We start from the raw sequence: 22367 nt of genomic DNA, 5'->3' as shown, positions 1-22367 counted from the left end.
TGTGCGCGCATTATGCAAAGTTCAAAGACAAGCGTCAACCCTTTTTACACACAAATGGTTATTCCATAAACAAATACACTTTAAACTAGCAATTTTTCAGCAAACCACTCTTTTTAAACTTATTTTTATGCTGCAAGCTGTATTTAACTTAAACATATTTACGAGAAAGGTAATGAAAAAAGACTTTAGTCTTTTCATCATCCTGAGCACTGTAGCATTGAGCAGTTGTCAGCTGATTTCCCCCATGATCACCAACTATAACGGTGTACGGCGTGATGTAGCGGCCTATATCAACTCAAATCTACTCTTTAGCCTAAAAGACCGAGAGATACTGGTCAACTATGCCAAAGGACAACAACAAATACTAACCGCAGATCGCTTAAGTCCAACAGCACAGCAAAACTTAGCTTTAGAAAGAGCCGAAGGACGCTACTGTGCAAGTCAGCACATCTCTTTAAAAAAACTCAATTTAGTCGATCATCAAATTTTTGCATTGCCCGAACATCAAGCCAACTGGCAACACATTCACAACTTACAGATGCAGATCAATTTAACGCCTGAAAACATGAACTGCGAGGGAAAATTTTAGAAGATAAAATATATCAGTAGTCACAGCTTTGCTTTAAATATCGAAATAACAGTACAACAAACCACAAAGCCACTTCAGAAATAACCAGTCAATAAAAACAGTTTTACAGCCTTTATTTCCCACAAAAAAAAAGATCATGCTGAGAGCATGATCTATAAAAATGGTGGCTATGACGAGACTTGAACTTGTGACCCCCGCATTATGAGTGCGGTGCTCTAACCAACTGAGCTACATAGCCGTAAACTGTGCGCGCATTATGTGGTGTTCTCACCAGTACGTCAAGTACCTTGCGCGCTTAATTGATCAAAATTTGTTGAAGTGAGCCGATAAGCCGGGTTCTGTCGAGAACGATCATTCCTCTAGGCGTACAATCACTCATACGCTCAAGCGACCTACCCGGATCCAGCATGGGCCATGCCTAAAGGATCCCTATTTGGTCTTGCTTCCGGTGGGGTTTACCATGCCATGAACTGTTACCAGCCATGCGGTGCGCTCTTACCGCACCCTTTCACCCTTACCTCCGATTTCGATTGCTCGAAACCATAATGAAGGCGGTCTACTCTCTGCTGCACTTTCCGTCGGCTCACGCCGCCCAGGCGTTACCTGGCACCTTGCCCTATGAAGCCCGGACTTTCCTCCCCTGCTTCAATCACGGAGATCTCCACAGCAGCGATCGTCTGGCTCACTTCGAGGCGCATAGTATCAAATCTTAGACTTAATTGCTTGCGCTTTTTTGAGCAATCAGCCTTTTATATTTGTCCATGAGCTCATCTTCAGTTTCCGCATGATTAGGATCAAGCGGAATACAATCCACTGGACAGAACAATTGACACTGGGGTTTATCATAGTGTCCGATACACTCTGTACATAAGTCTGGATTGATTTCATAAATCAGCTCCCCCATGAAGATGGCTTCATTGGGGCACACAGGTTCACAAACATCACAATTGATGCATTCATCGGTTATATATAAAGACACTCTACCAACCTTGTTGATGTTTACGCTCAAAAGCTGCAACCACAGCTTGCGGTACAAACTTGGTCACATCACCTTTTAAACGTGCTATTTCACGAATCAACGTCGATGAAATAAATGAATACTGCTCTGACGGCGTTAAAAACACCGCCTCAAAGTGTGAATCAAGTTGACGGTTCATATTAGCTAACTGGAACTCGTATTCAAAGTCAGACACTGCACGCAATCCTCGCAGCACAGCCGTTGCCTTTTGTTCACGGAAGAAATTCACCAACAAACCATCAAAACCTACAAACTCAACATTATCAAGATGGCTTAATGATGCTTTGGCCAAGCTCACACGCTCTTCTAAACTAAAGACAGGGTTTTTATGATGACCAATGGCAATGGCAACCACCACTTCATCAAACATACGTGATGCACGTGTGACCAAATCAATATGACCATTGGTAATTGGATCAAAAGTCCCCGGATAAATGACGCGAGTTTTAGACATCCATTTTTACTCTGTTGATTTTGTAGAGCCATATTTTAGCAAAAACTTGTTTTATAGGTGAAGAAACTCCATAAATTTGAAAAAACTTCACCTTAACCCTGCTTTAAGGCACAATAGGTACATTGTTGGAAGTAATTGATTATGGCGAAAGCAACTGTAGTTAAAAAAAATACCAGCGGGACGATTGCACAGAATAAACGTGCACGTCACGACTATTTTATTGAAGAAAAATTTGAAGCTGGCCTGTCACTGCAAGGCTGGGAAGTAAAATCGTTACGTGCAGGTCGTATGACGTTGTCTGAGAGTTATATTACCTTTAAAAATGGCGAAGCTTTCCTGTTCGGTGCTCAAATTCAGCCTTTACTCAGTGCATCTACGCACATTGTTCCTGAAGCGACCCGTACCCGTAAGTTACTGTTGAACCGTCGTGAACTCGATAAGTTACTCGGCGCAGTGAATCAAAAAGGTTATTCATGCGTTCCGCTTGTTGCTTATTGGAAAGGGCCACGTGCGAAATTAGAAATCGCTTTAGTGAAAGGCAAACAGCTACATGACAAACGTGCCACGGAAAAAGATCGTGACTGGCAACGCGATAAAGCCCGTATTATGCATAAGTAAGAAAAAACCTCCCATGTGGAGGTTTTTTCTTATTGGAACTGTTAATAATCCGCTTTTAGCTCGACCAAATATTTTCCGAACTTTCGAGCAGTTTCCAAGTCGCCTTCGGGTGGGGTTATTTCAACACTGGCATTGTCTGACTGAGTCATCAAACCTAAAAAGCTCGACATCCGATTAATATCGTGTTGGCTACGTCCCGTCGGCATAAACGGTAAACCTGCCCACAACATACCATGTTGCATTGCAAATAGATTAATCTGTTGTAATACCGCCAGTTTATCGCCACTTAAGCCACCACCATTGGTAAAGCCTGCAGCTAATTTTCCTTGCCAAGCCCGTGCTAACCAACGCTTAGAGGAATCTTCCATAAACTGTTTTAGTGCCGCTGTGAGACTCCCCATATAGGTTGGGCAACCCATTACAATAATATCGGCCTGATCTAACAAGTCCCATTGTACTGCAGCAACAGAAATCAAATGCACGTCAGCACCCGCCTGCTCTGCACCTTGTGCAATATACTGAGCGACTTTCGCCGTATGACCATAGGCGCTATGATAAACCACACACACATGAACAGGTGCAACAGAAACAAGATCAGGTACAGACATGGAAATTTTTAAGAGCAAAGAATTGAGTTAAGTTTAACACTTCCACTCGCTGAGTGGGGAGTAAGTACAAGGATTAAAACAGCCAAGCACTTGATCACACGCCAAAACTATTGCATAAACACAAAAGTCGCCATACGCCCAGTTTTGGCATGACGTCGATAAGAATAGTACTCATCCGACTGGCTAAAGGAACACTGATCACCGCCAGAGACTACTTCAACACCGTGCTGTTTTAGAATGAATTTTGCGATTGCATATAAGTCAGCATAATACTTTCCAGCTTGCTCACCTGTTTGAAATGCAGATTCAAGCGCAGCATATTTTGAGCAAAAAGCATCTTTAACTTCAGCGCCAATTTCAAAACATGATTGGCTAATAGCTGCACCCAACCAAGCCCATGTCGGCTGAGTGTTCATACTGGCAATGGTATTTTCAATAATGCCATGCGCCAACCCACGCCAACCTGCATGTAAGTTCCCAACCTCGGTACCGTCAGCATTGCCTAAAACTACGGGTAAACAATCTGCAGTCATCATCATCAGGGCATGGTTTGCTCGCTGTGTCACCAAACCATCCCCTTCTTGAGCATCAAAGTCAATTTGCTCATTCACTACCCGGCATATAGTGCTGTGAGTTTGCGTCATCCATGTGATTTTATCGACCCCATAGCCTGCAAACTCTTCAAGCAAAATCATACGATGCTGTTGCACACGTGCGGCATCATCCTGTACATGCAAAGCCAAATTAAAACCTTGCAATTCAGTTTGAGTGGTCTCTAAAGCACGATCATGATGCACACGGGTTTGTCCCACAAAAACACCTGCCGGAAGTCCTTGAACAAATTGCATATACTGTCCTTATGATGATTCAGCTATAAATCAGTAAGCTTTATTTTCCGTGCGTAGTACATCGACCAAGGTCGCCAAGTCTGCTGGCCACGGCGCTTTAAACAGCATTTCTTCCCCTGTACGAGGATGTTTCAAACCGAGCTCTGCTGCATGTAACGCTTGGCGTCTGAAACCACGTAAAGTCTCATCTAAAAGCTCCGATGCACCTGCAGGCACACGTACACGTGGCATATACACAGGATCACCAACTAAACCAAAACCAATATAACTAAAATGCACACGAATTTGATGCGTACGTCCAGTTTCAAGACGAGCTTGGATGCGGGTGAAATGTTGGAAGCGTTCTTTCACGTTGTAATGTGTTACAGCATCTTTACCGCCTGGCAATACCGCCATTTTGACACGATCTACAGGGTGACGTTTAATCGGTTCATCCACCGTACCGCCCGCAATTACATTGCCATATACAATTAAGTCATATACGCGATAGACCGACTTTTTAGCCAACTGCTTGCTCAGTGAAAATTGTGCTTCTAAGTTTTTTGCAACGACCAACAAACCAGACGTATCTTTATCAATCCGATGTACCAAGCCCGCACGAGTCAGTTCTGACGATTTTGGATAGTGATGTAACAATGCATTGACCAAGGTCCCTGATGAATTTCCAGCACCTGGATGCACCACCATACCAACGGGTTTATTCACGACAATAATGTCATCATCTTCATAGACGATATCCAGTGGAATATCTTCAGGCAGGCTACGAGTTTGTGCTTCTAGTTCAACGTCAAGGGTTAACAGTTCAAATCCTTCACATTTATATTTAGGTTTGACACTGTTACCATTTACCAACAAATGGCCTTCTTTCAGCCACTGTTTGAGCTTTTCACGCGAAAAGTCGCTCCAAATCAGTGCTGCAACTTGGTCTATACGCTGTCCGAGATAAGATTCATCCAGTTGAAATTGCAACGATAAACGTGTTGCAGTAGAGCTTGAAGTATGGTTATCTGCATCCTCAGAATCTTCAAGTAAATTGAAATCAGTTTCAGGGAAATTTGGATCGGAAGATTGTGCTTGAGTCATTTGATCATTCAAACAAAAGTGATTTAATAGTGCAATTGTAGCTCATTGCCCGCATTAACAGAGGAATTTTTATGTCGCTACCACATTATAAAATGACAATGCTTGCTCTTACGGTTGGCATTGCATCGGCAATGGTAGGCTGTAGCAGCAATCCCAAGAAAGAAGTGGTAGATACCGGTCCACAATCGAGTGAACAGGTTTATATTCAAAAAGCAGAAACAGCACTAAAAAGTGGTCAATATACCGATGCTGCGAAACACCTAGAAGCCATAGATACATACTATCCAACAGGCGAATACGCACAACAAGCACAACTTGAATTGCTCTATGTGAAATTCCAGCAGAAAGATTATGAAGGCACCATTGCACTGGCTGACCGTTTTATTCGTTTAAACCCTCAACATCCAAACGTGGACTATGCCTACTATGTACGTGGTGTAGCCAATATGGAGCAAAACTATGATGGTTTACTACGCTATACTTCTTTAAAGCAGTCACACCGTGACGTGAGTTATTTGAAAGTTGCTTATCAAAACTTTGTAGATTTCATTCGTCGCTATCCTTCAAGCACTTATGCGGTAGATGCAGCTCAGCGTATGAAGTTTATCAGCAATGAGTTGGCTGAAAGTGAAATGAATGCAGCACGCTTTAATATCAAACGTAAAGCATGGGTTGCAGCATTAGAGCGTTCGCAATGGGTGATTGAACATTATCCTCAAAGCCCGCAAATACCTGAAGCTTTAGCGACAGTGGCATACTCTTATACGCAATTGGGCGATAAACAAACCGCTCAACAGTACATTGATGTACTCAAACTGAATTATCCAAATTTAGTAAAATCAAATGGTGAAGTAAACTTACGCGCAGCACGTAAAGAAGCAAGTTGGATCAACCGTGCAACTCTAGGTGTGTTTGGTCGTGAAGAGCAAAATAGTTCTGAGCAAAAAATTGAGCAACCGAAAGAAATGACTGAGCGCAGTTTTACCAACCGCATCAGCTTAGGTTTACTCGACCGTCCTAAAACACCAGACAACGCAAGCACTGGAGCTGAATAATTCATTTGAAATATTCGCTATTTTACAAAGGGCAAGTTATCATACTTGCCCTTTTGTTTTATGCTGTTTTCGCTTGATCAAAACGCTCAAAAGGTATACAAAACAATTTAACTTTGATGGTTTTTTGCATTTTTAAAGCATCCATCTCTCTATTTTTTCACGTTTCTAAAGACTTCAGCGATTGACGACTCGACATGGCTATTCCTCAACATACTATTGATCAAATTCTAGATCGGACCGACATTGTCGACCTGATTGGTCAACGGGTGAAACTTAAAAAGTCAGGTCGTACCTATTCAGGTTGTTGTCCATTCCATCAGGAAAAATCACCATCTTTTCACGTTTACCGTGACAAACAGTATTTTCACTGTTTTGGTTGTCAGGCCAATGGAAATGCCATTCGTTTTTTAATGGACATCGACAGTCGTAGTTTTATAGATGTGATGAAGGATTTGTCGAGTCAAACAGGCATCGAACTGCCTAAAGACAATCGTGAGTCGAAAAAACTGGTATATAAACGCGAAGCCAAACCTGTCGAACAACCCAAAATAGAAGCGACGGAAGCTAAGGTTGAACGTACTCCTGCACAAGCCGAATTTCAGGTTGAACATGATCCATTTGCTGAATTTCAGTCCATGGACTACCAAGAGAGCTATGCAGATTTTGAAGCTTTTGAGGGCTTTAACACCGCCCCTGTTCAAGAAGGTAATTTATACGACCTATTAGAAAATATTGCACAGTACTATGAACAACAACTCCCACATAGTCGTACCGCACAGCAGTATTTTAAACAACGTGGACTCAGTCGAGATACTATTGCATATTGGCGTTTAGGCTATGCCCCTGAAGACTGGCAACACTTAGAAAAAGCCTTTCCACAAGATATCGAAGGCTTAAAGCTACTCGGACTGATTCGCACCAGTGACAGTGGACGGGACTTTGACTTACTCCGTGACCGCGTTATTTTCCCGATTCGTGATGCCAAAGGTCGTGTAGTGGGCTTCGGTGGTCGTGCCCTGAATGACGAAATCAAACCCAAATACATCAACTCACCAGACTCTGAGGTATTTCATAAAAACCAGTTACTTTATGGTTTATATGAAGGTCGCAAACAAAAGGCTCAAGACTGGCTAATGGTCGAAGGCTATATGGATGTGATTGCGCTACAGCAGTATGGCATCGCAGGTGCCGTGGCGACTTTAGGGACTGCCAGTAACACCGAACATTTAAATATTCTGTTTAAGCAAAACAACCGTATTACCATCGCCTTCGATGGTGACTTGGCGGGACAAAAAGCAGCACGTCGTACTTTAGAAATCGCGTTGCCTTTACTCAATGATGGTCGTGAACTGAAGTTTTTTGTTTTACCGAGTGATCATGATCCTGATTCATTGATTCGTCGTGAAGGTATTGAAAACTTTAATAAACTATTGCAACAAGCTCCTCTACTTTCAGACTTTGTTTTTGCCCACCTGACGCAGAACCATGACATCAGTAGTCCTGAAGGCAAAAGTCAGGTCATGAGTGAGTTGCGTCAACTGACAGATTTATTGCCAAAAACAGGCTCTTTCCGTTATTTATTGAATCAATCCTTTAAAGAAAAACTCGGTTTTGGTCGCCGTTGGACGCCTCAAGTTAGCAACGACGCCTCGTTGTCATTTAATATTCGCACCAAAGATGAGGACTTCGCGCTCGCCGTTCTGATCCACCATCCATTTTTGTATATTCACTTTGAAACCTTGCGCGCTTATCTACCTGAAGATGAACTTTTGGCACATGTGCTACAAGTCTTAGATGGCATCTTTGATGATTTGCCCGATGACCAAGAACTGGCAACCTATTATGTTTTGGGTGCGTGTAGCCGTTATGCCAATGCAATTGCCGATATTATGCAGCGCACCAATATTGAAGTGCTGACCAAAACACCTGAAATGGCCGATAAACTGGCCAGCGAATATGCTCTCTCGCTTGAAGAAAAATATTTGCGCCAAAAACTAAAAGCACCTTTAAGCCTAGTTGAATCACGTAATCTACGTCAAAAGCTAAATGAATTGACCAAAAAAATAGGCTTAAGACTAATTACTTAAACCTATTAGATTTTTGTATTTGGATTTACTTTTTAGTTTTACGTCGTTTAGCAAAAGTCTCATTTAAACAATTTTGCATATGTTCAAAATAACTTGGATCTTCAGCTTTAGCTGCTTCACGTAGCATAATCGAGGTTGGATGCAGTAATTTCTGTGTCAGACGATGTGCAAAATCCTGCATCACCTGTTCTGCTTGTTCCCCTTTTGCAATACGAGCTAATGCGAGTTGTAATTCTTCTAGTCTGAACTGTTCACCTTGCTCGCGATAGGCATGAATGGTTTCGCCTGCTAGATTGACTTTTTGCTGTGTCACCAACTCCGTTGCCAGTTGATTCACCATCACCTCAGCTTCAACCGCCGCCTGACGACGCTGAGCAAGGTTTTCATCAATCACCGATTGCAAGTCATCCACGCCATATAAATAGACGCCATCCAAACTTTCAACTTTCGGGTCTATATCACGCGGAACAGCCAAATCCACCATTAACATTTGTTGATAACGACGCTTTTTTAAGGCCGCCTTCACATCTGGATAATGAATGACTTGATGCAAGCTTCCCGTACAACTAGAAATGACATCTGCGCGTGAAAGATTGTTCGCCAGTTGATCAAACTCAATAATTTCAACATCTACCCGATGTGCAATTTCCTGAGCTAAACTTTCAGCCCGCTCACGGGTACGGTTACAAATCAGGATTTTTGCGACTCCCATTTCAGCTAAATGCTTTGCCACCAAACTATTCATTTCACCCGCAGCAACCACCATGACCGTCAACTTTTCAGGTTTACTAAAAACTTGCAAAGCAAGCTGAGCAACAGCATACCCCATGGATACAGCATGACTGCCAACTGCCGTTTCCGAGCGCACACGCTTCGCTGCATAAAAAGCATATTCAAAAATTCGGTTTAAGTGCGGGGAAACGGTATGTGCCGATTTAGCGAGCGACAGTGCAGATTTAACCTGTCCCAAAATTTGCGGCTCACCAAGCATAAGTGAGTCTAAACCACTTGCAACACGCATTAAGTGTGTCACGGCCTGCGCATTTTCATAACGATATACATGATTCAACAGTTGTTTAACATCTATACCATTTGCTTGGGCGAGCCAGTTTAATACCATATCTGAGTTTTCAGACATAGCATACACTTCTGTTCTGTTACACGTAGACACCACCACCATTTCATTTAAGTCATGGTTTTGGCCTTGTTGCTCAAGCAGTTGCGTTAACTTTTCAGGGTTAAATGCAATTTGTTCACGCAACTCTACGGAGGCGGTTTGATGGTTGACACCCAATGCAAAGAAAGACATATCAGATCATCATTTCGCTAAATTTATGCTATTGTGCAATAACGGTGTCATAAAAAGCATACTTGGATCAAGAAAAATTGCGTCAAACACATTGCCGACTGAGCGGCGCGAGAATTAAGCAATATTCTACCACATTCTTACTCGTCGGTAGCATGGCATCTAGTGCTCATCTTAGAGCAGCTGGAGAATTTTCGCTATCTAATTATGATGCAATTCAACAAAGTATGATTGCCGAATTTGCACTGGCCTACCAAGATAATGCAACGGCATTGCATAATTATACGGTCCTTGCGATTAAAAGTAATTCCACGACCATTAAACAACGCGCTTTAAATATTGCCCTTGAACAAAATGACTTACGTGCCGCACTCGACATTGCGACGCATTGGGTGGTGCAAGAACCCACTGACGTTCCTGCATTATTTTATCTATCCCACATTGCACTGAAAGCGCATGAATATGAGCTTGCTGCTGAAACATTAGACAAAATTCTCAATATCGACGCAAATGCCGATTTGGAACAAATTTTTGCAGGAATTGCCCCAGAAGAACCTGAAGATCAAGAAGTCTTAATTCAAGCCTTGCGTTCAAGTAAAGAGCGCAACAACCCCTCTATTTTAGCTCTGATTGCAGGTTTAGAAGCGCAAAATGGGCAGCTTGAACAAGCACTAATCACAATCAATAAAGCCCTAAAAAAGCGTGGTCGTGTTACAGGCTATATTCTTATGAAAGCCAATTTACTCAGTGCTCTGGGTCTAGAGGAAGAAACGCGTAATTGGTATGCAAAATCGAGTCGTAAGCACCGTGACAATGTCGAGGTTCGCTTAGCAGAAGCTAAATACTTAATTAAAGTAAATGCTTCCAATGAAGCCTTAGGCAAACTTGAAAGTCTTATTAAAAAGTGGCCTGATAATGAAGATGCCTTATTTATTGCCGGTTTAACCAGTATTGACCTAAAACAGTACGAAAAAGCAGAAAAATATTTGGTTGAACTACGGAATTCAGCCGAATATCAAAATGAAGCCTACTACTACCTTGCTGTAAATGCTGAACGAAAGCAACACTTTGAAACAGCAAAGGCCTACTATCGTTTAGTCGATGGTAGCTTGTATACGGTGTCACGTCGTAGCCTCATCAGTATTTATAGTGAACAAAATAAACTCAATGACGCACTGCGTTTTTTAACCCAAGAACGGGTCAATTATCCGCAACATGCAAGTTTTTTGTATCAAGCACAAGCCGATATATTAAAGCGTATGAATAACAAAGCTGCTGCTATGCGTCTATTGGATGAAGCGATTAAAAACATACCAGATGACCCTGAGCTGGTCTATTCTGAAGTGCTGATGCTAGATGCACATACAGACAAGGAAAAACTTGAAAAACTGCTCAATCAACTTTTAAGCATTGAGCCCAATAGCCCGACATACTTAAATGCATACGCTTACACTTTAGCATTACAAAACAGACGCTTAGATGATGCTCGAAGATTTGTTGAACACGCTTTAGAGTATGCACCTGAGCAAGCTTCCATCTTAGATACTCTAGGCTTTATTTGTTATTTACAAAATGACTTTAGCACCTCAGCCAGAGTCTTAGAAAAAGCCTACATTCTCAGTGGCAGTGTCAATATTGGAGTGCGTTATGCACGTTCTGTATATATGTTAGGTGATCTGCAAAAATTCTCTACGGTGTTACAACAACTCAAACAAAAACATCCAAATGATCCTCAATTGGATCAACTCAATACTTTATTGTTACCCCAACAACTGAAAAAGAGCTCATAGTTTTTATGCGTATTTTCTCAAATCTGAGTTTAAGCCTACTTGCTGCAAGTAGCTTGGCACTAACAGGCTGTCAACAATTTACCAAACCGCAGCTTGATCCAAACACCATACAAACCGAAACAGATCAACAATTTAGCTTACAAGGTAAAATTGGGGTACGTACACCTGAACAAACAGGTAGTGCTTTTTTTACCTGGGTACAACAGCAACAAGAGTTTGATATTGAACTGAGTGGCATTTTAGGTGTGGGTAAAACACAAATTACAGGCCGTCCGGGTGAAGTCAGCCTCAATAGTGCTAAAACTGGGTTGATTCAAGCAGAAACCCCCGAAGAACTCTTAAAAATAGCCACAGGTTGGCAAGCACCGATCACCCATTTGGTCAATTGGGTTCAAGCCAAACCTGCGACAGTTCAGGCTCAAATAAAAAGAGATGCTGAAAAACGTGCAACTCAAATTGTTGAAGATGGCTGGAACGTGGAACTGAGCTATAACGAGCAAGCTAAAATGCCAAATCGGTTGATTTTAAAACAAGCACTTGAAAATGGTGCAGAAAACCGTATTACAATGGTCATTCAAAACCGTTAATTTGCTTCGTTATGATCCGTGTCCCAGCTCCATCAAAACTGAATTTGTTTTTGCACATTACAGGTCGACGTGAAAACGGCTACCACGAGTTGCAAAGTATTTTCCAACTGGTCGATTTATGTGATTGGTTAGAATTTGAGTCTCGTCCGGATCAACAGATTTATATTGAAGGCTTAAACAGTGTCGATTTGAATCAAAATTTGATTTATAAAGCGACGCAGATACTTAAACTGTATGCACAAACAGCTACGGGTTTATCTATTCATCTTGAAAAAAATATTCCAATGGGTGCAGGCTTAGGTGGAGGTTCATCGGATGCTGCAACGACATTAATCGTGGTCAATCAACTGTGGCAGTGCGGACTCAATACTGAACAATTAGCAGACTTAGCCGTTCAGTTGGGTGCGGACGTTCCCATCTTTGTACATGGCTTAAATGCATGGGCTGAAGGTATCGGTGAACACTTAACATTCATAGACTTAGATCAAAAACAATACATTGTGTTAAAACCTGACTGTTTTATCAGCACTCAACTGCTTTTTTCACAAAAAACGTTGACAAGAAACACGAAGAGCTCTACATTTTGCGCCTATCAGTTAAAGCCGTCTGATTTTGGAAATAATTTTGAGCCTTTGGCAAGAAGTTTATATCCAGAAGTAGATGAAGCGATGCAATATCTCGACCAGTTCGGTGTTGCAAAACTTACAGGTACAGGTGCTTGTGTTTTTACTGAAGTAACGAATGATATAAACATTGATGATGTTCTGGCAAATGCACCATGTAAAGCTTACTTGGTCAATAGTTTGAACGAGTCACCAATGCGACATTTCAAAGTTACCTGATAGGGGTATCGCCAAGTGGTAAGGCACCGGTTTTTGATATCGGCATCCGTTGGTTCGAATCCAGCTACCCCTGCCATTTTATTTCACCTGTAGATGACTGTACTAGGGGTATCGCCAAGTGGTAAGGCACCGGTTTTTGATATCGGCATCCGTTGGTTCGAATCCAGCTACCCCTGCCATTTTACAGTGATCAAATTTAGGGGTATCGCCAAGTGGTAAGGCACCGGTTTTTGATATCGGCATCCGTTGGTTCGAATCCAGCTACCCCTGCCATTTTCTAAAAAAGACAGAACATCACTTTGCTGTTTGACTGTTAATTTACCTTGACAAAAAGACGCAAAAATATTAAAGTTCTGCCGCATTAGGGGTATCGCCAAGTGGTAAGGCACCGGTTTTTGATATCGGCATCCGTTGGTTCGAATCCAGCTACCCCTGCCATCTAATTTCCAAATTGCCAACCGCCAAGGGTGCTTCATGCCCAATCTTGTCGTTTTTAGTGGATCTGCACATCCACAATTCGCCCAAAAAGTCGTAAGCCACCTGCACATCCCTCTAGGTGCTGCATCTGTAGGTCAATTTTCTGACGGTGAAATTGCTGTCGAAATTACTGAAAATGTTCGTGGTAAAGACGTATTTATCGTACAGCCTACTTGCGCCCCAACGAATGATAACCTTATGGAAATCCTCGTCATGGCCGATGCTTTGCGTCGTGCAAGTGCTGGCCGTATTACCGCAGTGATTCCTTATTTCGGTTATGCGCGTCAAGATCGTCGTCCTCGTTCATCACGTGTTCCAATTACTGCAAAAGTTGTCGCAGATATGCTGACAACTGTAGGAATTGACCGTGTGGTAATGATCGACCTTCACGCTGACCAAATCCAAGGTTTCTTCGATATCCCTGTAGACAACATCTACGGTACACCAGCGCTTTTAGCTGACCTTCGTCAACAATCACATGATAACCTCATGGTGGTTTCTCCAGACGTTGGTGGTGTCGTTCGTGCCCGTGCTGTTGCTAAACAAATGGGCGATATTGACCTTGCTATCATCGACAAACGTCGTCAAAAGGCAAATGAATCACAAGTCATGCACTTGATTGGTGATGTTAAAGGCCGTGACTGCGTGATCGTAGATGACATGGTGGATACTGCTGGTACGTTATGTAAAGCTGCTGATGCATTGAAAACATTTGGTGCGCGCAAAGTGGTTGCTTATGCAACTCACCCTGTTTTATCAGGTAAGGCTATCGAAAACTTGAAAAATTCTGTGATTGATGAATTGGTTGTTACAGACACCATTCCTCTTTCTGAAGAAGCTCAAGCTCTTGGTAAGATTCGCCAAGTTTCAGTTGCGAGTATGGTTGCTGAAACAATTCGTCGTATTAACAACGAAGAATCTATTAGCGCAATGTTTGATTCTTATCTATAATATAGCGCTGAATTTTAAAAGCCCTGCTCTGTGCAGGGCTTTGTCTCACTAGGTCGGTCGCAGATCTAGTTTATTTAAAACTTAAATTAAGGATGTCTATCATGGCAAACTTCGTATTAAACGCTCAAGCGCGTGAAGCAGCTAACCAAGGGAAAGGTGCGAGCCGCCGCCTTCGTCATGCTGCTCAAGTTCCAGCAATCATCTACGGTGGTGCTGCTGAACCTGTAGCTGTTACTTTAGAACTTCGTGAGCTTGTTAAAGCTTTAGAAAGCAATGCTTTCTTCGAAGAAGTTGTTGAAATCAAAGTTGGCGACAAAGTTGAAAGCGTTAAAATCAAAGCGTTACAACGTCACCCAGCTAAAAACACACCTATGCACGCTGACTTCGTTCGCGCATAAGTGTTATTGGTGTAATTAGTGTCAAATATTTCACTGATTGTTGGTTTGGGCAACCCAGGTTCTGAGTATGCCCAAACCCGCCATAATGCAGGCTTTTGGTTTGTTGAACGCCTTGCAGGACAATATGGCATTACCCTTAAAAAAGACCCAAAATTCAATGGAATGAGTGGGCGTGGTAATATCGAAGGTCAAGACGTCCGTCTGTTATTACCCACAACCTTTATGAACCTTGTTGGTAAAAGTGTTGTTCCCTTCGCAAAATTCTACAATATTGCTCCAGAAGCAATACTGATTGCTCACGATGAACTCGATATGAACCCTGGTGTCATTCGCCTAAAAACAGGTGGTGGTCATGGTGGACATAATGGTTTACGTGACATAGTTCCTCATATCGGCCCAAACTTCCATCGCTTACGCATTGGAATTGGCCATCCAGGCTCAAAAGAACGTGTTTCAGGACATGTCCTGAGCAAAGCACCAAGCAATGAACAAAATTTAATGGATGACGCAATCCATCACGCATTAGCTCGCACTAAAATGCTAGTGAATGGTGAGATTCAGCCAGCCATGAATCAAATCAATGCTTACAAACCGAACTGATAAGTCAAAAATTTGTTGAACGCTACTGCTTGCCATAGTGTCTTTTTAAAGGCAAAATGCGCTTGCCTGATTGCTTATCCAGCAAGTTCAGTTTGATTTAACCATAAGATAACGATCTTAGGTCCACTCAGGAGACGCTCGTCATGCTATCTCGTTTATTAAAAGCAAAAATCCACCGTTGTGTTGTTACTCAAGCTGAACTCCATTATGAAGGTTCATGTGCAATTGACGGTCTTTTATTGGATTTAGCCGGTATCCGCGAATATGAAGAAATTCACATGTGGAACGTGACAAATGGTAAGCGTTTCAGTACCTATGCAATTCGTGGTGAAGAAGGTTCTGGCATCATTTCAGTCAATGGTGGCGCAGCACATCAAGCTGATGTAGGCGACCTAATGATTATCGCGACCTTTGGTGATTTTACAGAAGCTGAAGCAAATGCACATAAACCACGCTTGGTTTATGCAAATCCAGATAACACTGTAAGTCACATGGCAAACTGTATTCCAGTACAAGTGGCTTAAACCCAATAGATTAAAAAAATCCGCTGCGTGCGGATTTTTTTATCAGCAGAATCATACCATTGTATCAAGTTGGATCGGAACGAAATCCGCTCAGCCAATCCCATTTACTCTCACAGCCTAAATCTTGTAGCTGATTACCTTTCAATGCCGTAAGTATCGCATTGCCCTGCTCATCGACTTTAAACTCAGCATATTCTGCCTGCTGATAACAATCGGCTAAACCTTCTGCAAATAAAAAACTTCTCGATGCAGGATAAAGCTGGTTATAACGATTATTCGGGTTTTGTAAAATCAGTCGAGCTGTCCGAACATTTTTAGGCGACTCAAAATAGCTATGGATCACGCGCCTATGTGCATCGAGTTCAACATAAGTGAGCACCGAAGACTTGTTGTTAATCACTTCATCAAAATAATGACCTGAAAAAATCTGATCTTGCTGATTGATGTTGGCTTGGTTGTTACTTTCTGGGTTTGAATGCTGTGGCGCAAAATAAAGTTGATAATTTAGTGCCATATAATCACCCTGAATAATCGAACGGGGGTCTACAGGTTGCAAACGCACATATATGCTTTGACTATGGTTTATGTGCCATTCATTTTTAAAGATTAAGCCTAAAAATACTGCGATGCTAAGTAGTGCCAAAACAAGAGGAATCATTTTTTTCATACCCCAAACTCCTCTTTTTGCTTAAATATAGTCAAGCTCAATGTCAGTAAGAGCAACATCAGCCCTGATAAAAACATGCTTAAACTTTTAATCAGAAAGGTCACATCAAGGGAATAATATAAAAACCCTAAAATTACAGCGAAAGTTGCCAGTGCAAATCCATAGATCACTTTATCTTGTGTTTTTAATGCCCATGAAATGATGGCCAAACAAATAAAAATATCGAAATAGCCATAAAAAATCAGTCCTGCTGCGAAAGCAACCAAAATGAAGTGCGCAAATAAATGAAACTGCTTTTGAATATGTAACAAGACAAAAAGTACAAACCATAAAATCGGCAGACCAAAAGCCAATATCGGAATGTGCTCAATTTTCGCTAATTCATATTTCCCAAATAAAGTATAAAAGCCCATGGAAAATAGAATAACTCCAAGTGCTGCAAGTAATACACTACGTTGATATTCAGTTGGCTGTATAAATTTTATAGCCAGAATTCCCAGATAAAAAACATAATTCCAAAGCGCTAAATAGACAAAATTCTCAACAATATTACGCCAACTGAGATGTGCATTAATATCCCAAATACACGCCACACCTGCTGCATATAAACCCAAAATTTGAACAAAAACAAAGAACCAATGTGTACGCATAAAATAGGCGAGTGCAAGCATCACCAATTGTAAAAATAGAATAGGTATAATTTGATTCATCAAATCAACGGTGTGAAAAATCACCGCAATTTGCCCTGCAACCCAGAGACAATAAGCAAATTGTCTTAAAAACAAACTTTGTTTAGCTTTCAACAAATAAGCTGCTAAAGCTACAAAGACAATACCCATAATTAAAGAGAAATTCCCCCAAAAGGTCAGCATCAACGTAGCAAAGACGATGCCCGCAATCCAAGCTCCTACCGCAAGTGGAATAGCATTGAAGCGACTATGTGGAATAAATTTAATCAACAGATAAGTGATAGAAGCAAACCACGCAAAAATAATCAGTGCGATAAAAAATAATTCAAAAATTTCATTCTGACCAAACCACTCCGTCACCGCTTTCACAATGACCAAGGTAAAGCTAATGCCCAAGCCAACGGCTGAAAGTGCGCTACATAGCTGATCTTTATTTTGATAATAGTAAGCCAGTGAAATGCCCAACAAGAGAAAAGACACGATGAAATAAAGAATGTTTTTATCTGCATAGAGATACATCGCCATATGCCAAACCGAGAGAATGGCAAACCACAGCAAGAATAAATAACGGAGTTTCGAATAATATTTATTGCAGAGATAGAATTGAATCAGTGCAAATACATGAATACTGATTAAGAAAAGATCTGGATATTGATCTCCCCAAAAGGTTTGAATAAAAAACAGAAACAATGCCAATTGGCTGGTAATACATAAAAGGAAAAACATCCCGATATTCGGACGATATAACCACGGTAAAAGCAGCACAGACCAAAGTAGAAATAATAAATAGCTGTCAGCACCCGTTTGATAAATTTGACCAATCACAGCCAAGCTTAAACCAATCATCAAACCACAGATACTATGTAAACACTGCACTAGAAAATCATGTTTTGTCAGCCACAAGCTAAAAACCGCACCGAGGAATAATAACAACTGAGGAATAGCCAGTTGAATATTCTTTGGCAACATAAACCAATTGGCAGCAACCAAATACAACATACTGACCGCAATCAGTGTAAAACCAAAAACTTGAAGATGCTTGATGAAGGACTCAGCATTCCAAGGATAATCGTATTGTTGAATTTTAATCACTCCCACCCCCTCTCTTATTTTTATTTTGATCATTTCAAATCATTCAATCTGTAGAAAACGTCTTATTCATGTTTATGGTTCTTCTCAAGTATTCATTTTTAAACATTAAACTCATACTAAGTGAAATCATACACAGAGAGTGTTGGTCTTTAGCAAACCAAGAACATAAACAACCCTATAGCAAAAATTGTTCTATGTATAAAACTGATCATTCTAAAATGCCCCCTGTTTTTATAAATATTTAGCACTATAATGGAGTTACATCGCTTCAGGGCGGGGTGCAATTCCCCACCGGTGGTAAGTTCAGTTGAATCACTCAGACTGAATCAGCCCACGAGCCAGCCAAGCAGAAATCATCTGTTTGGCTCGCAGATTTGGTGCAATTCCAAAGCCGACGGTATAGTCCGGATGAAAGAAGACGACGTGACCAATAGAATCTCAGGTGCGAACCTGTGAGGATTTATTGCTACGCCAATTTTTCAAAGTCCTGAAATGTTCAACCGTACTTTAATTTTACGCGAGCGTTTCAATGTCTAGTTTGATTCAACCCGAAATTTTCTTTTCAGCCCTTTCTCCAGCTGAACAACGTATCCAACAAGCTTTAGAAGATATCCGCAAAGGCAAACCTGTTTTGGTGATGGATGACTTTGACCGCGAAAACGAAGCCGACCTGATTGTGGCTGCCGAAACTCTCACTGTCGAAACAATGGCACGTATGATTCGTGATGGTTCTGGCATTGTCTGTTTATGTCTGACCGATGAATTGGCCGATCACTTAGAGCTTGTGCCTATGGTGTCAGATAACTCGAGTCAGTTTAAAACAGCATTCACTGTAACCATTGAAGCTGCAACTGGCGTGACTACTGGTGTGTCTGCACAAGACCGCACTACCACAGTCAAAGCCGCGATTAAGGATGGGGCTATTGCCAACGACTTAAACCGCCCTGGTCATGTATTCCCACTTCGTGCACGCCAAGGCGGTGTGCTCACCCGTCGTGGTCATACCGAAGGGACAATTGATTTAGCACGTTTAGCAGGCTTGAAGCCAGCAGGTGTCTTGTGTGAACTGACCAATGCTGATGGAACTATGGCCTCAGGCATTCAAGTGTTGGCTTATGCACAAACGCATCAGTTGACCGTAATCACCATTGAAGAATTGGTGCAGTATCGCATTAAACACGGAGTCTAATTTTTAAGCTCACAATCAAAAAGCCTCCGTGTTGGAGGCTTTTTGATACAGTACCATCAACATCAAGCAAAGACAGTATAAATACCATAGAGCGCAATGCTGACCAATATCGCGCCACAAACACCTAACAACTTATTGTACAAAGCGGACTGCGAGAGTTTATTAAAACCCAAATAAACCAAAGACAAGGTGCTGAAGTCTAGAATAATCCAGAGAATGGTCAATAGTACAAGGCTGACATCGACATCGCTGGTAACCCCGATGAACTGTGGGAAAAATGAAGCAAAGAAAATAATATCTTTCGGATTGGAAATACCCACCAAGAAACCTTGCTTAAAACCTCCCTGTACCGAAGTTAACTGCACAGGTGTAGTATCAGGTTCTTGCGCAACAGCTTCTTTTAAAATTTGAAAGCCTAAATAGGCAATATATAAGCAGCCTAAAACTTTAATGGCATTTAGCCAATGCTCTGCAATATTTAAAAAGCCTTTTAAAATCAGCACTGACAAAACAATAAGGACTAAAGAGGCTAAGTTCGTCCCAAAAATGGTTTTTAAGGCTTGTTTATATCCACCTTTTAGACCCGCACTGGCAACCAGTAACATCACTGGGCCAGGTGTTGCAATCATGACCACCACAGCCATACAGTACAGCATGAGTTCAAATACATTTACCATCTAAAAACCCTTTCCCCCAGCCCACGCTCACATACTCTATTTCAGTGACATGAGTATTCTTTTTTATACAAAAACAAAGAGGACTTATTCGTCCTCTTCGATATGGATGAGATGTTGCCGAATGGCATCAGCGCGTAAAAAAGCCAAATCATAACTGGCTGTCGCAAGGGCAAGAACACGGCGTTCAAATTCTTGCCAAAGTGGTTTCACTTGCTGTGCCTGAATACCCAAACCACTCTCTTCTGTAAAACTCTTATTCTTTTCACACACTTTCAAAGCATGATAAAGCTTACGTCCTTTTGATGCATCGGGACGCAAACGAACACGTTTGGATAAAACAAAAGCTTCGACCTGCTGTACATCTGCAAATGGCAACATCGGTACTAAAATTTGATCTAGTTGTGCATCTAAGCGTTGCCAAACTGAACTATGCTGCTCCGAAGTGTAGGTATTCCACTGAATTACCTCATGATTAAAACGACGGCAGCCACGACACACAGAATCACCAAATACCGTTGAACAACGCCCTGCACATGGGGTCAAAGAGGCAATTCGACGATCTGTACTCAAAACATACTCCTGATAAGCAATCTACCAAAACAAAATAGATTTTGTCTTCGGCAACTGAATATACACGCTCACCTACAACTTGAGAAGCCATTTAAAATGTTTACTTATCTCGCATCTTGGTTGAATTCCATGTAAAATGTGGGCCTTAAAATTATCTATCAAAATACATTGGAGTACTCCATGAACGCTACTGTAGAACAGCTTGCACCTGTAGAACAGCAAGCGACGACTGGTTGGGTTGTTGCCGCACTTTATCAATTCAAAGAAGTTCTAGATCCTGCTGATCTGCAACAACGTCTTTTAGACTTGGTAAAAACCATCAACCTATGTGGTACTCTGATTGTTGCTGGCGAAGGTATTAACGGTACGGTTGCTGGTGATCGCGCTTCGATTAACACTATTCATCAGTTCCTTCTAAATGAAGGTTTCAACGATATGGAATACAAAGAGTCTGACAGTGCAGACAAACCATTTCGTAAGATGAAAATCAAACTTAAAAAAGAAATCGTCACTTTAGGTGTGGAAGTTAAACCACGCGATTTAGTCGGTCACTACCTTGATCCGAAAGAATGGAATGAACTGATTGCACGCGATGATGTCATTTTGGTCGATACCCGTAATGACTATGAATATAAAGCAGGAACGTTCAAAGGTGCCATTGACCCGAAAACGGAAACCTTCCGCGAATTCCCTGATTATGTAAAACAAAACTTAGAACAGCATAAAGATAAAAAAATTGCGATGTTCTGTACAGGCGGTATCCGCTGTGAAAAATCTACATCATTACTTCTTCAAGAAGGTTTCAACGAGGTTTACCATCTTAAAGGCGGGATCTTAAAGTACTTAGAAGAAACCCCTGCTGAGGAAAGCATGTGGGAAGGTGAATGTTTCGTATTTGATGGTCGTACAGCTGTCACACATGGTGTCGAAGAAGGTCTAAACATTAAATGCCATGCTTGTGGTTGGCCACTTCTTCCAGTAGAAGCTGAAGAAACCAGTTATGAACACGGCGTATCATGCAAATACTGCATTGATAAAACCACTGAAAAACAAAAAGAAGGCTTCCGTATGCGCCAGTCACAAATTGCAGCAGCAAAACGTAAACGCCTTTGATCATTTGCTCGCTTTATCCAAATAAGCCCTCATTTGAGGGCTTATTTTTTTATATAGTTCACGTTTTTAAAATTATTTAACAATTTTGTCATGGCGTTCTGATAAATCTAATTCATACTGTACAAATAATAACCTAAAGTGGTGTACTAAAAGTCTCCACATAACAATAAAAATGACGTTCCTAAACGACGAAACATAGGATAATTGCTATGCATAAAATGATCCTTTCGCGCCATCGCGATCTAATTCGTAATGCTGCAGCCAACCGTATTGAACAATATCACCATACCAGTTTCAATCAGATTAAAGCCAAGCTTGAACAACGTACACATTTGTTTATTGTGGTTTTGGGCATGTTGATTGGTTCAAGTATCTCACTTGGGATTGGCTATCACTTAGACTCAACGATCTTCAATTATGGGCTACTCATTCTTATTCCGATTGTATTCGCTTACACTTTACGCAAAGTATATATTCACACCCTGACACATACGCGTTTTGATGAATAGCAAAACAATACATTGCAAATCTTTAC

The 22367-nt window shown here is 41.4% G+C and carries 24 protein-coding genes, 5 tRNA genes, 1 other RNA gene and 1 riboswitch; of the genes, 18 read left to right on the top strand and 12 right to left on the bottom strand.

What is annotated here, in order from left to right:
* Positions 1 to 172: 172 nt before the first annotated feature.
* Positions 173 to 589, top strand: a complete 417-nt coding sequence (locus GBI16_RS06715) for a hypothetical protein (protein ID WP_086208090.1) — start codon at positions 173 to 175, stop codon at positions 587 to 589.
* Positions 590 to 750: 161 nt separating this feature from the next.
* Here GBI16_RS06715 and GBI16_RS06710 read toward each other — a convergent pair.
* The 4 genes from GBI16_RS06710 to coaD form a co-directional block, all read right to left on the bottom strand.
* Positions 751 to 827 (bottom strand) — tRNA-Met (locus GBI16_RS06710).
* 73 nt (positions 828 to 900) lie between these two features.
* Positions 901 to 1278: RNase P RNA component class A (rnpB, locus tag GBI16_RS06705), an RNA gene on the bottom strand.
* Positions 1279 to 1304: 26 nt separating this feature from the next.
* On the bottom strand, positions 1305 to 1568 hold the full coding sequence (locus GBI16_RS06700) for a YfhL family 4Fe-4S dicluster ferredoxin (protein WP_086208091.1): 264 nt from the start codon (positions 1566 to 1568) through the stop codon (positions 1305 to 1307).
* A 1-nt stretch (position 1569) separates the two neighbouring features.
* Entirely contained in the window at positions 1570 to 2061 is a 492-nt protein-coding gene (gene coaD, locus GBI16_RS06695) for a pantetheine-phosphate adenylyltransferase (protein ID WP_058870092.1), read from the bottom strand.
* Positions 2062 to 2202: 141 nt separating this feature from the next.
* Between coaD and smpB the strand changes: the two genes are divergently transcribed.
* Positions 2203 to 2679, top strand: a complete 477-nt coding sequence (smpB, locus tag GBI16_RS06690) for an SsrA-binding protein SmpB (protein ID WP_004695532.1) — start codon at positions 2203 to 2205, stop codon at positions 2677 to 2679.
* A 41-nt stretch (positions 2680 to 2720) separates the two neighbouring features.
* Here smpB and GBI16_RS06685 read toward each other — a convergent pair whose 3' ends face one another.
* The 3 genes from GBI16_RS06685 to rluD all read right to left on the bottom strand — a co-directional run bounded on the left by GBI16_RS06685 (position 2721) and on the right by rluD (position 5218).
* A complete protein-coding gene (locus GBI16_RS06685) occupies positions 2721 to 3287 on the bottom strand; it encodes a flavodoxin family protein (RefSeq protein WP_058870093.1) in 567 nt (188 codons plus the stop codon).
* A 107-nt stretch (positions 3288 to 3394) separates the two neighbouring features.
* On the bottom strand, positions 3395 to 4135 hold the full coding sequence (gene pgeF / locus GBI16_RS06680; protein WP_086208092.1) for a peptidoglycan editing factor PgeF: 741 nt from the start codon (positions 4133 to 4135) through the stop codon (positions 3395 to 3397).
* A gap of 30 nt (positions 4136 to 4165) precedes the next feature.
* Positions 4166 to 5218, bottom strand: a complete 1053-nt coding sequence (gene rluD / locus GBI16_RS06675; protein WP_151706769.1) for a 23S rRNA pseudouridine(1911/1915/1917) synthase RluD — start codon at positions 5216 to 5218, stop codon at positions 4166 to 4168.
* Positions 5219 to 5289: 71 nt separating this feature from the next.
* Here rluD and GBI16_RS06670 point away from each other — a divergent pair, with 71 nt between their 5' ends.
* A complete protein-coding gene (locus tag GBI16_RS06670; protein WP_151706768.1) occupies positions 5290 to 6273 on the top strand; it encodes an outer membrane protein assembly factor BamD in 984 nt (327 codons plus the stop codon).
* Positions 6274 to 6467: 194 nt separating this feature from the next.
* Positions 6468 to 8360, top strand: a complete 1893-nt coding sequence (locus GBI16_RS06665; RefSeq protein ID WP_151706767.1) for a DNA primase — start codon at positions 6468 to 6470, stop codon at positions 8358 to 8360.
* 25 nt (positions 8361 to 8385) lie between these two features.
* Here GBI16_RS06665 and hemA read toward each other — a convergent pair whose 3' ends face one another.
* Positions 8386 to 9669, bottom strand: a complete 1284-nt coding sequence (gene hemA / locus GBI16_RS06660) for a glutamyl-tRNA reductase (protein ID WP_151706766.1) — start codon at positions 9667 to 9669, stop codon at positions 8386 to 8388.
* Between the two features lie 77 nt (positions 9670 to 9746).
* Between hemA and GBI16_RS06655 the strand changes: the two genes are divergently transcribed.
* The 11 genes from GBI16_RS06655 to panD all read left to right on the top strand — a co-directional run bounded on the left by GBI16_RS06655 (position 9747) and on the right by panD (position 15835).
* Entirely contained in the window at positions 9747 to 11456 is a 1710-nt protein-coding gene (locus GBI16_RS06655) for a tetratricopeptide repeat protein (RefSeq protein ID WP_086208256.1), read from the top strand.
* Positions 11457 to 11461: 5 nt separating this feature from the next.
* Entirely contained in the window at positions 11462 to 12043 is a 582-nt protein-coding gene (gene lolB / locus GBI16_RS06650) for a lipoprotein insertase outer membrane protein LolB (protein ID WP_086208097.1), read from the top strand.
* 11 nt (positions 12044 to 12054) lie between these two features.
* A complete protein-coding gene (gene ispE / locus GBI16_RS06645; RefSeq protein WP_151706765.1) occupies positions 12055 to 12885 on the top strand; it encodes a 4-(cytidine 5'-diphospho)-2-C-methyl-D-erythritol kinase in 831 nt (276 codons plus the stop codon).
* Between the two features lies 1 nt (position 12886).
* Positions 12887 to 12961 (top strand) — tRNA-Gln (locus GBI16_RS06640).
* Between the two features lie 28 nt (positions 12962 to 12989).
* Positions 12990 to 13064 (top strand) — tRNA-Gln (locus GBI16_RS06635).
* 19 nt (positions 13065 to 13083) lie between these two features.
* Positions 13084 to 13158 (top strand) — tRNA-Gln (locus GBI16_RS06630).
* 90 nt (positions 13159 to 13248) lie between these two features.
* A tRNA-Gln gene (locus tag GBI16_RS06625) sits at positions 13249 to 13323 on the top strand.
* Between the two features lie 36 nt (positions 13324 to 13359).
* Positions 13360 to 14313 (top strand): ribose-phosphate pyrophosphokinase, encoded by a 954-nt coding sequence (locus tag GBI16_RS06620; protein ID WP_086208099.1) that lies wholly within the window; start codon positions 13360 to 13362, stop codon positions 14311 to 14313.
* Positions 14314 to 14414: 101 nt separating this feature from the next.
* Positions 14415 to 14711, top strand: a complete 297-nt coding sequence (gene rplY, locus GBI16_RS06615; RefSeq protein ID WP_058870099.1) for a 50S ribosomal protein L25 — start codon at positions 14415 to 14417, stop codon at positions 14709 to 14711.
* An 18-nt stretch (positions 14712 to 14729) separates the two neighbouring features.
* Complete coding sequence (gene pth / locus GBI16_RS06610; protein WP_151706764.1) at positions 14730 to 15311, top strand: aminoacyl-tRNA hydrolase; 582 nt, start codon at positions 14730 to 14732, stop codon at positions 15309 to 15311.
* A 143-nt stretch (positions 15312 to 15454) separates the two neighbouring features.
* Positions 15455 to 15835 (top strand): aspartate 1-decarboxylase, encoded by a 381-nt coding sequence (gene panD, locus GBI16_RS06605; RefSeq protein WP_004695506.1) that lies wholly within the window; start codon positions 15455 to 15457, stop codon positions 15833 to 15835.
* Positions 15836 to 15899: 64 nt separating this feature from the next.
* On the opposite strand, the gene GBI16_RS06600 is transcribed toward panD, so the two are convergent.
* Complete coding sequence (locus GBI16_RS06600; RefSeq protein ID WP_151706763.1) at positions 15900 to 16502, bottom strand: GDYXXLXY domain-containing protein; 603 nt, start codon at positions 16500 to 16502, stop codon at positions 15900 to 15902.
* A complete protein-coding gene (locus GBI16_RS06595; RefSeq protein ID WP_151706762.1) occupies positions 16499 to 18283 on the bottom strand; it encodes a DUF2157 domain-containing protein in 1785 nt (594 codons plus the stop codon). Before GBI16_RS06595 ends, GBI16_RS06600 begins: the two co-directional genes overlap by 4 nt.
* A 261-nt stretch (positions 18284 to 18544) precedes the next feature.
* Positions 18545 to 18707: riboswitch (FMN riboswitch) on the top strand.
* A 105-nt stretch (positions 18708 to 18812) separates the two neighbouring features.
* Here GBI16_RS06595 and ribB point away from each other — a divergent pair.
* On the top strand, positions 18813 to 19472 hold the full coding sequence (gene ribB, locus GBI16_RS06590) for a 3,4-dihydroxy-2-butanone-4-phosphate synthase (RefSeq protein WP_151706761.1): 660 nt from the start codon (positions 18813 to 18815) through the stop codon (positions 19470 to 19472).
* 62 nt (positions 19473 to 19534) lie between these two features.
* Here ribB and GBI16_RS06585 read toward each other — a convergent pair whose 3' ends face one another.
* Positions 19535 to 20149 (bottom strand): LysE family translocator, encoded by a 615-nt coding sequence (locus tag GBI16_RS06585; protein ID WP_151706760.1) that lies wholly within the window; start codon positions 20147 to 20149, stop codon positions 19535 to 19537.
* Between the two features lie 84 nt (positions 20150 to 20233).
* Complete coding sequence (locus GBI16_RS06580) at positions 20234 to 20719, bottom strand: DUF1289 domain-containing protein (protein WP_151706759.1); 486 nt, start codon at positions 20717 to 20719, stop codon at positions 20234 to 20236.
* 180 nt (positions 20720 to 20899) lie between these two features.
* Between GBI16_RS06580 and GBI16_RS06575 the strand changes: the two genes are divergently transcribed.
* Positions 20900 to 21832 carry a rhodanese-related sulfurtransferase gene (locus GBI16_RS06575; RefSeq protein WP_086208104.1) on the top strand — a complete coding sequence of 311 codons (933 nt, stop codon included), beginning with the start codon at positions 20900 to 20902 and terminating at the stop codon, positions 21830 to 21832.
* A 209-nt stretch (positions 21833 to 22041) separates the two neighbouring features.
* Positions 22042 to 22341: a hypothetical protein gene (locus GBI16_RS06570; protein WP_086208105.1), complete on the top strand. Its 300-nt coding sequence runs from the start codon at positions 22042 to 22044 to the stop codon at positions 22339 to 22341.
* The last annotated feature ends 26 nt before the right edge of the window (positions 22342 to 22367 follow it).

The sequence above is a fragment of the Acinetobacter sp. TUM15064 genome (genome assembly GCF_008980265.1).
In the GTDB taxonomy this organism is placed as follows: Bacteria; Pseudomonadota; Gammaproteobacteria; order Pseudomonadales; family Moraxellaceae; genus Acinetobacter.
The sequence above is the reverse complement of the archived record's forward strand: the minus strand, read 5'-3'. Positions and strand labels throughout refer to the sequence as shown.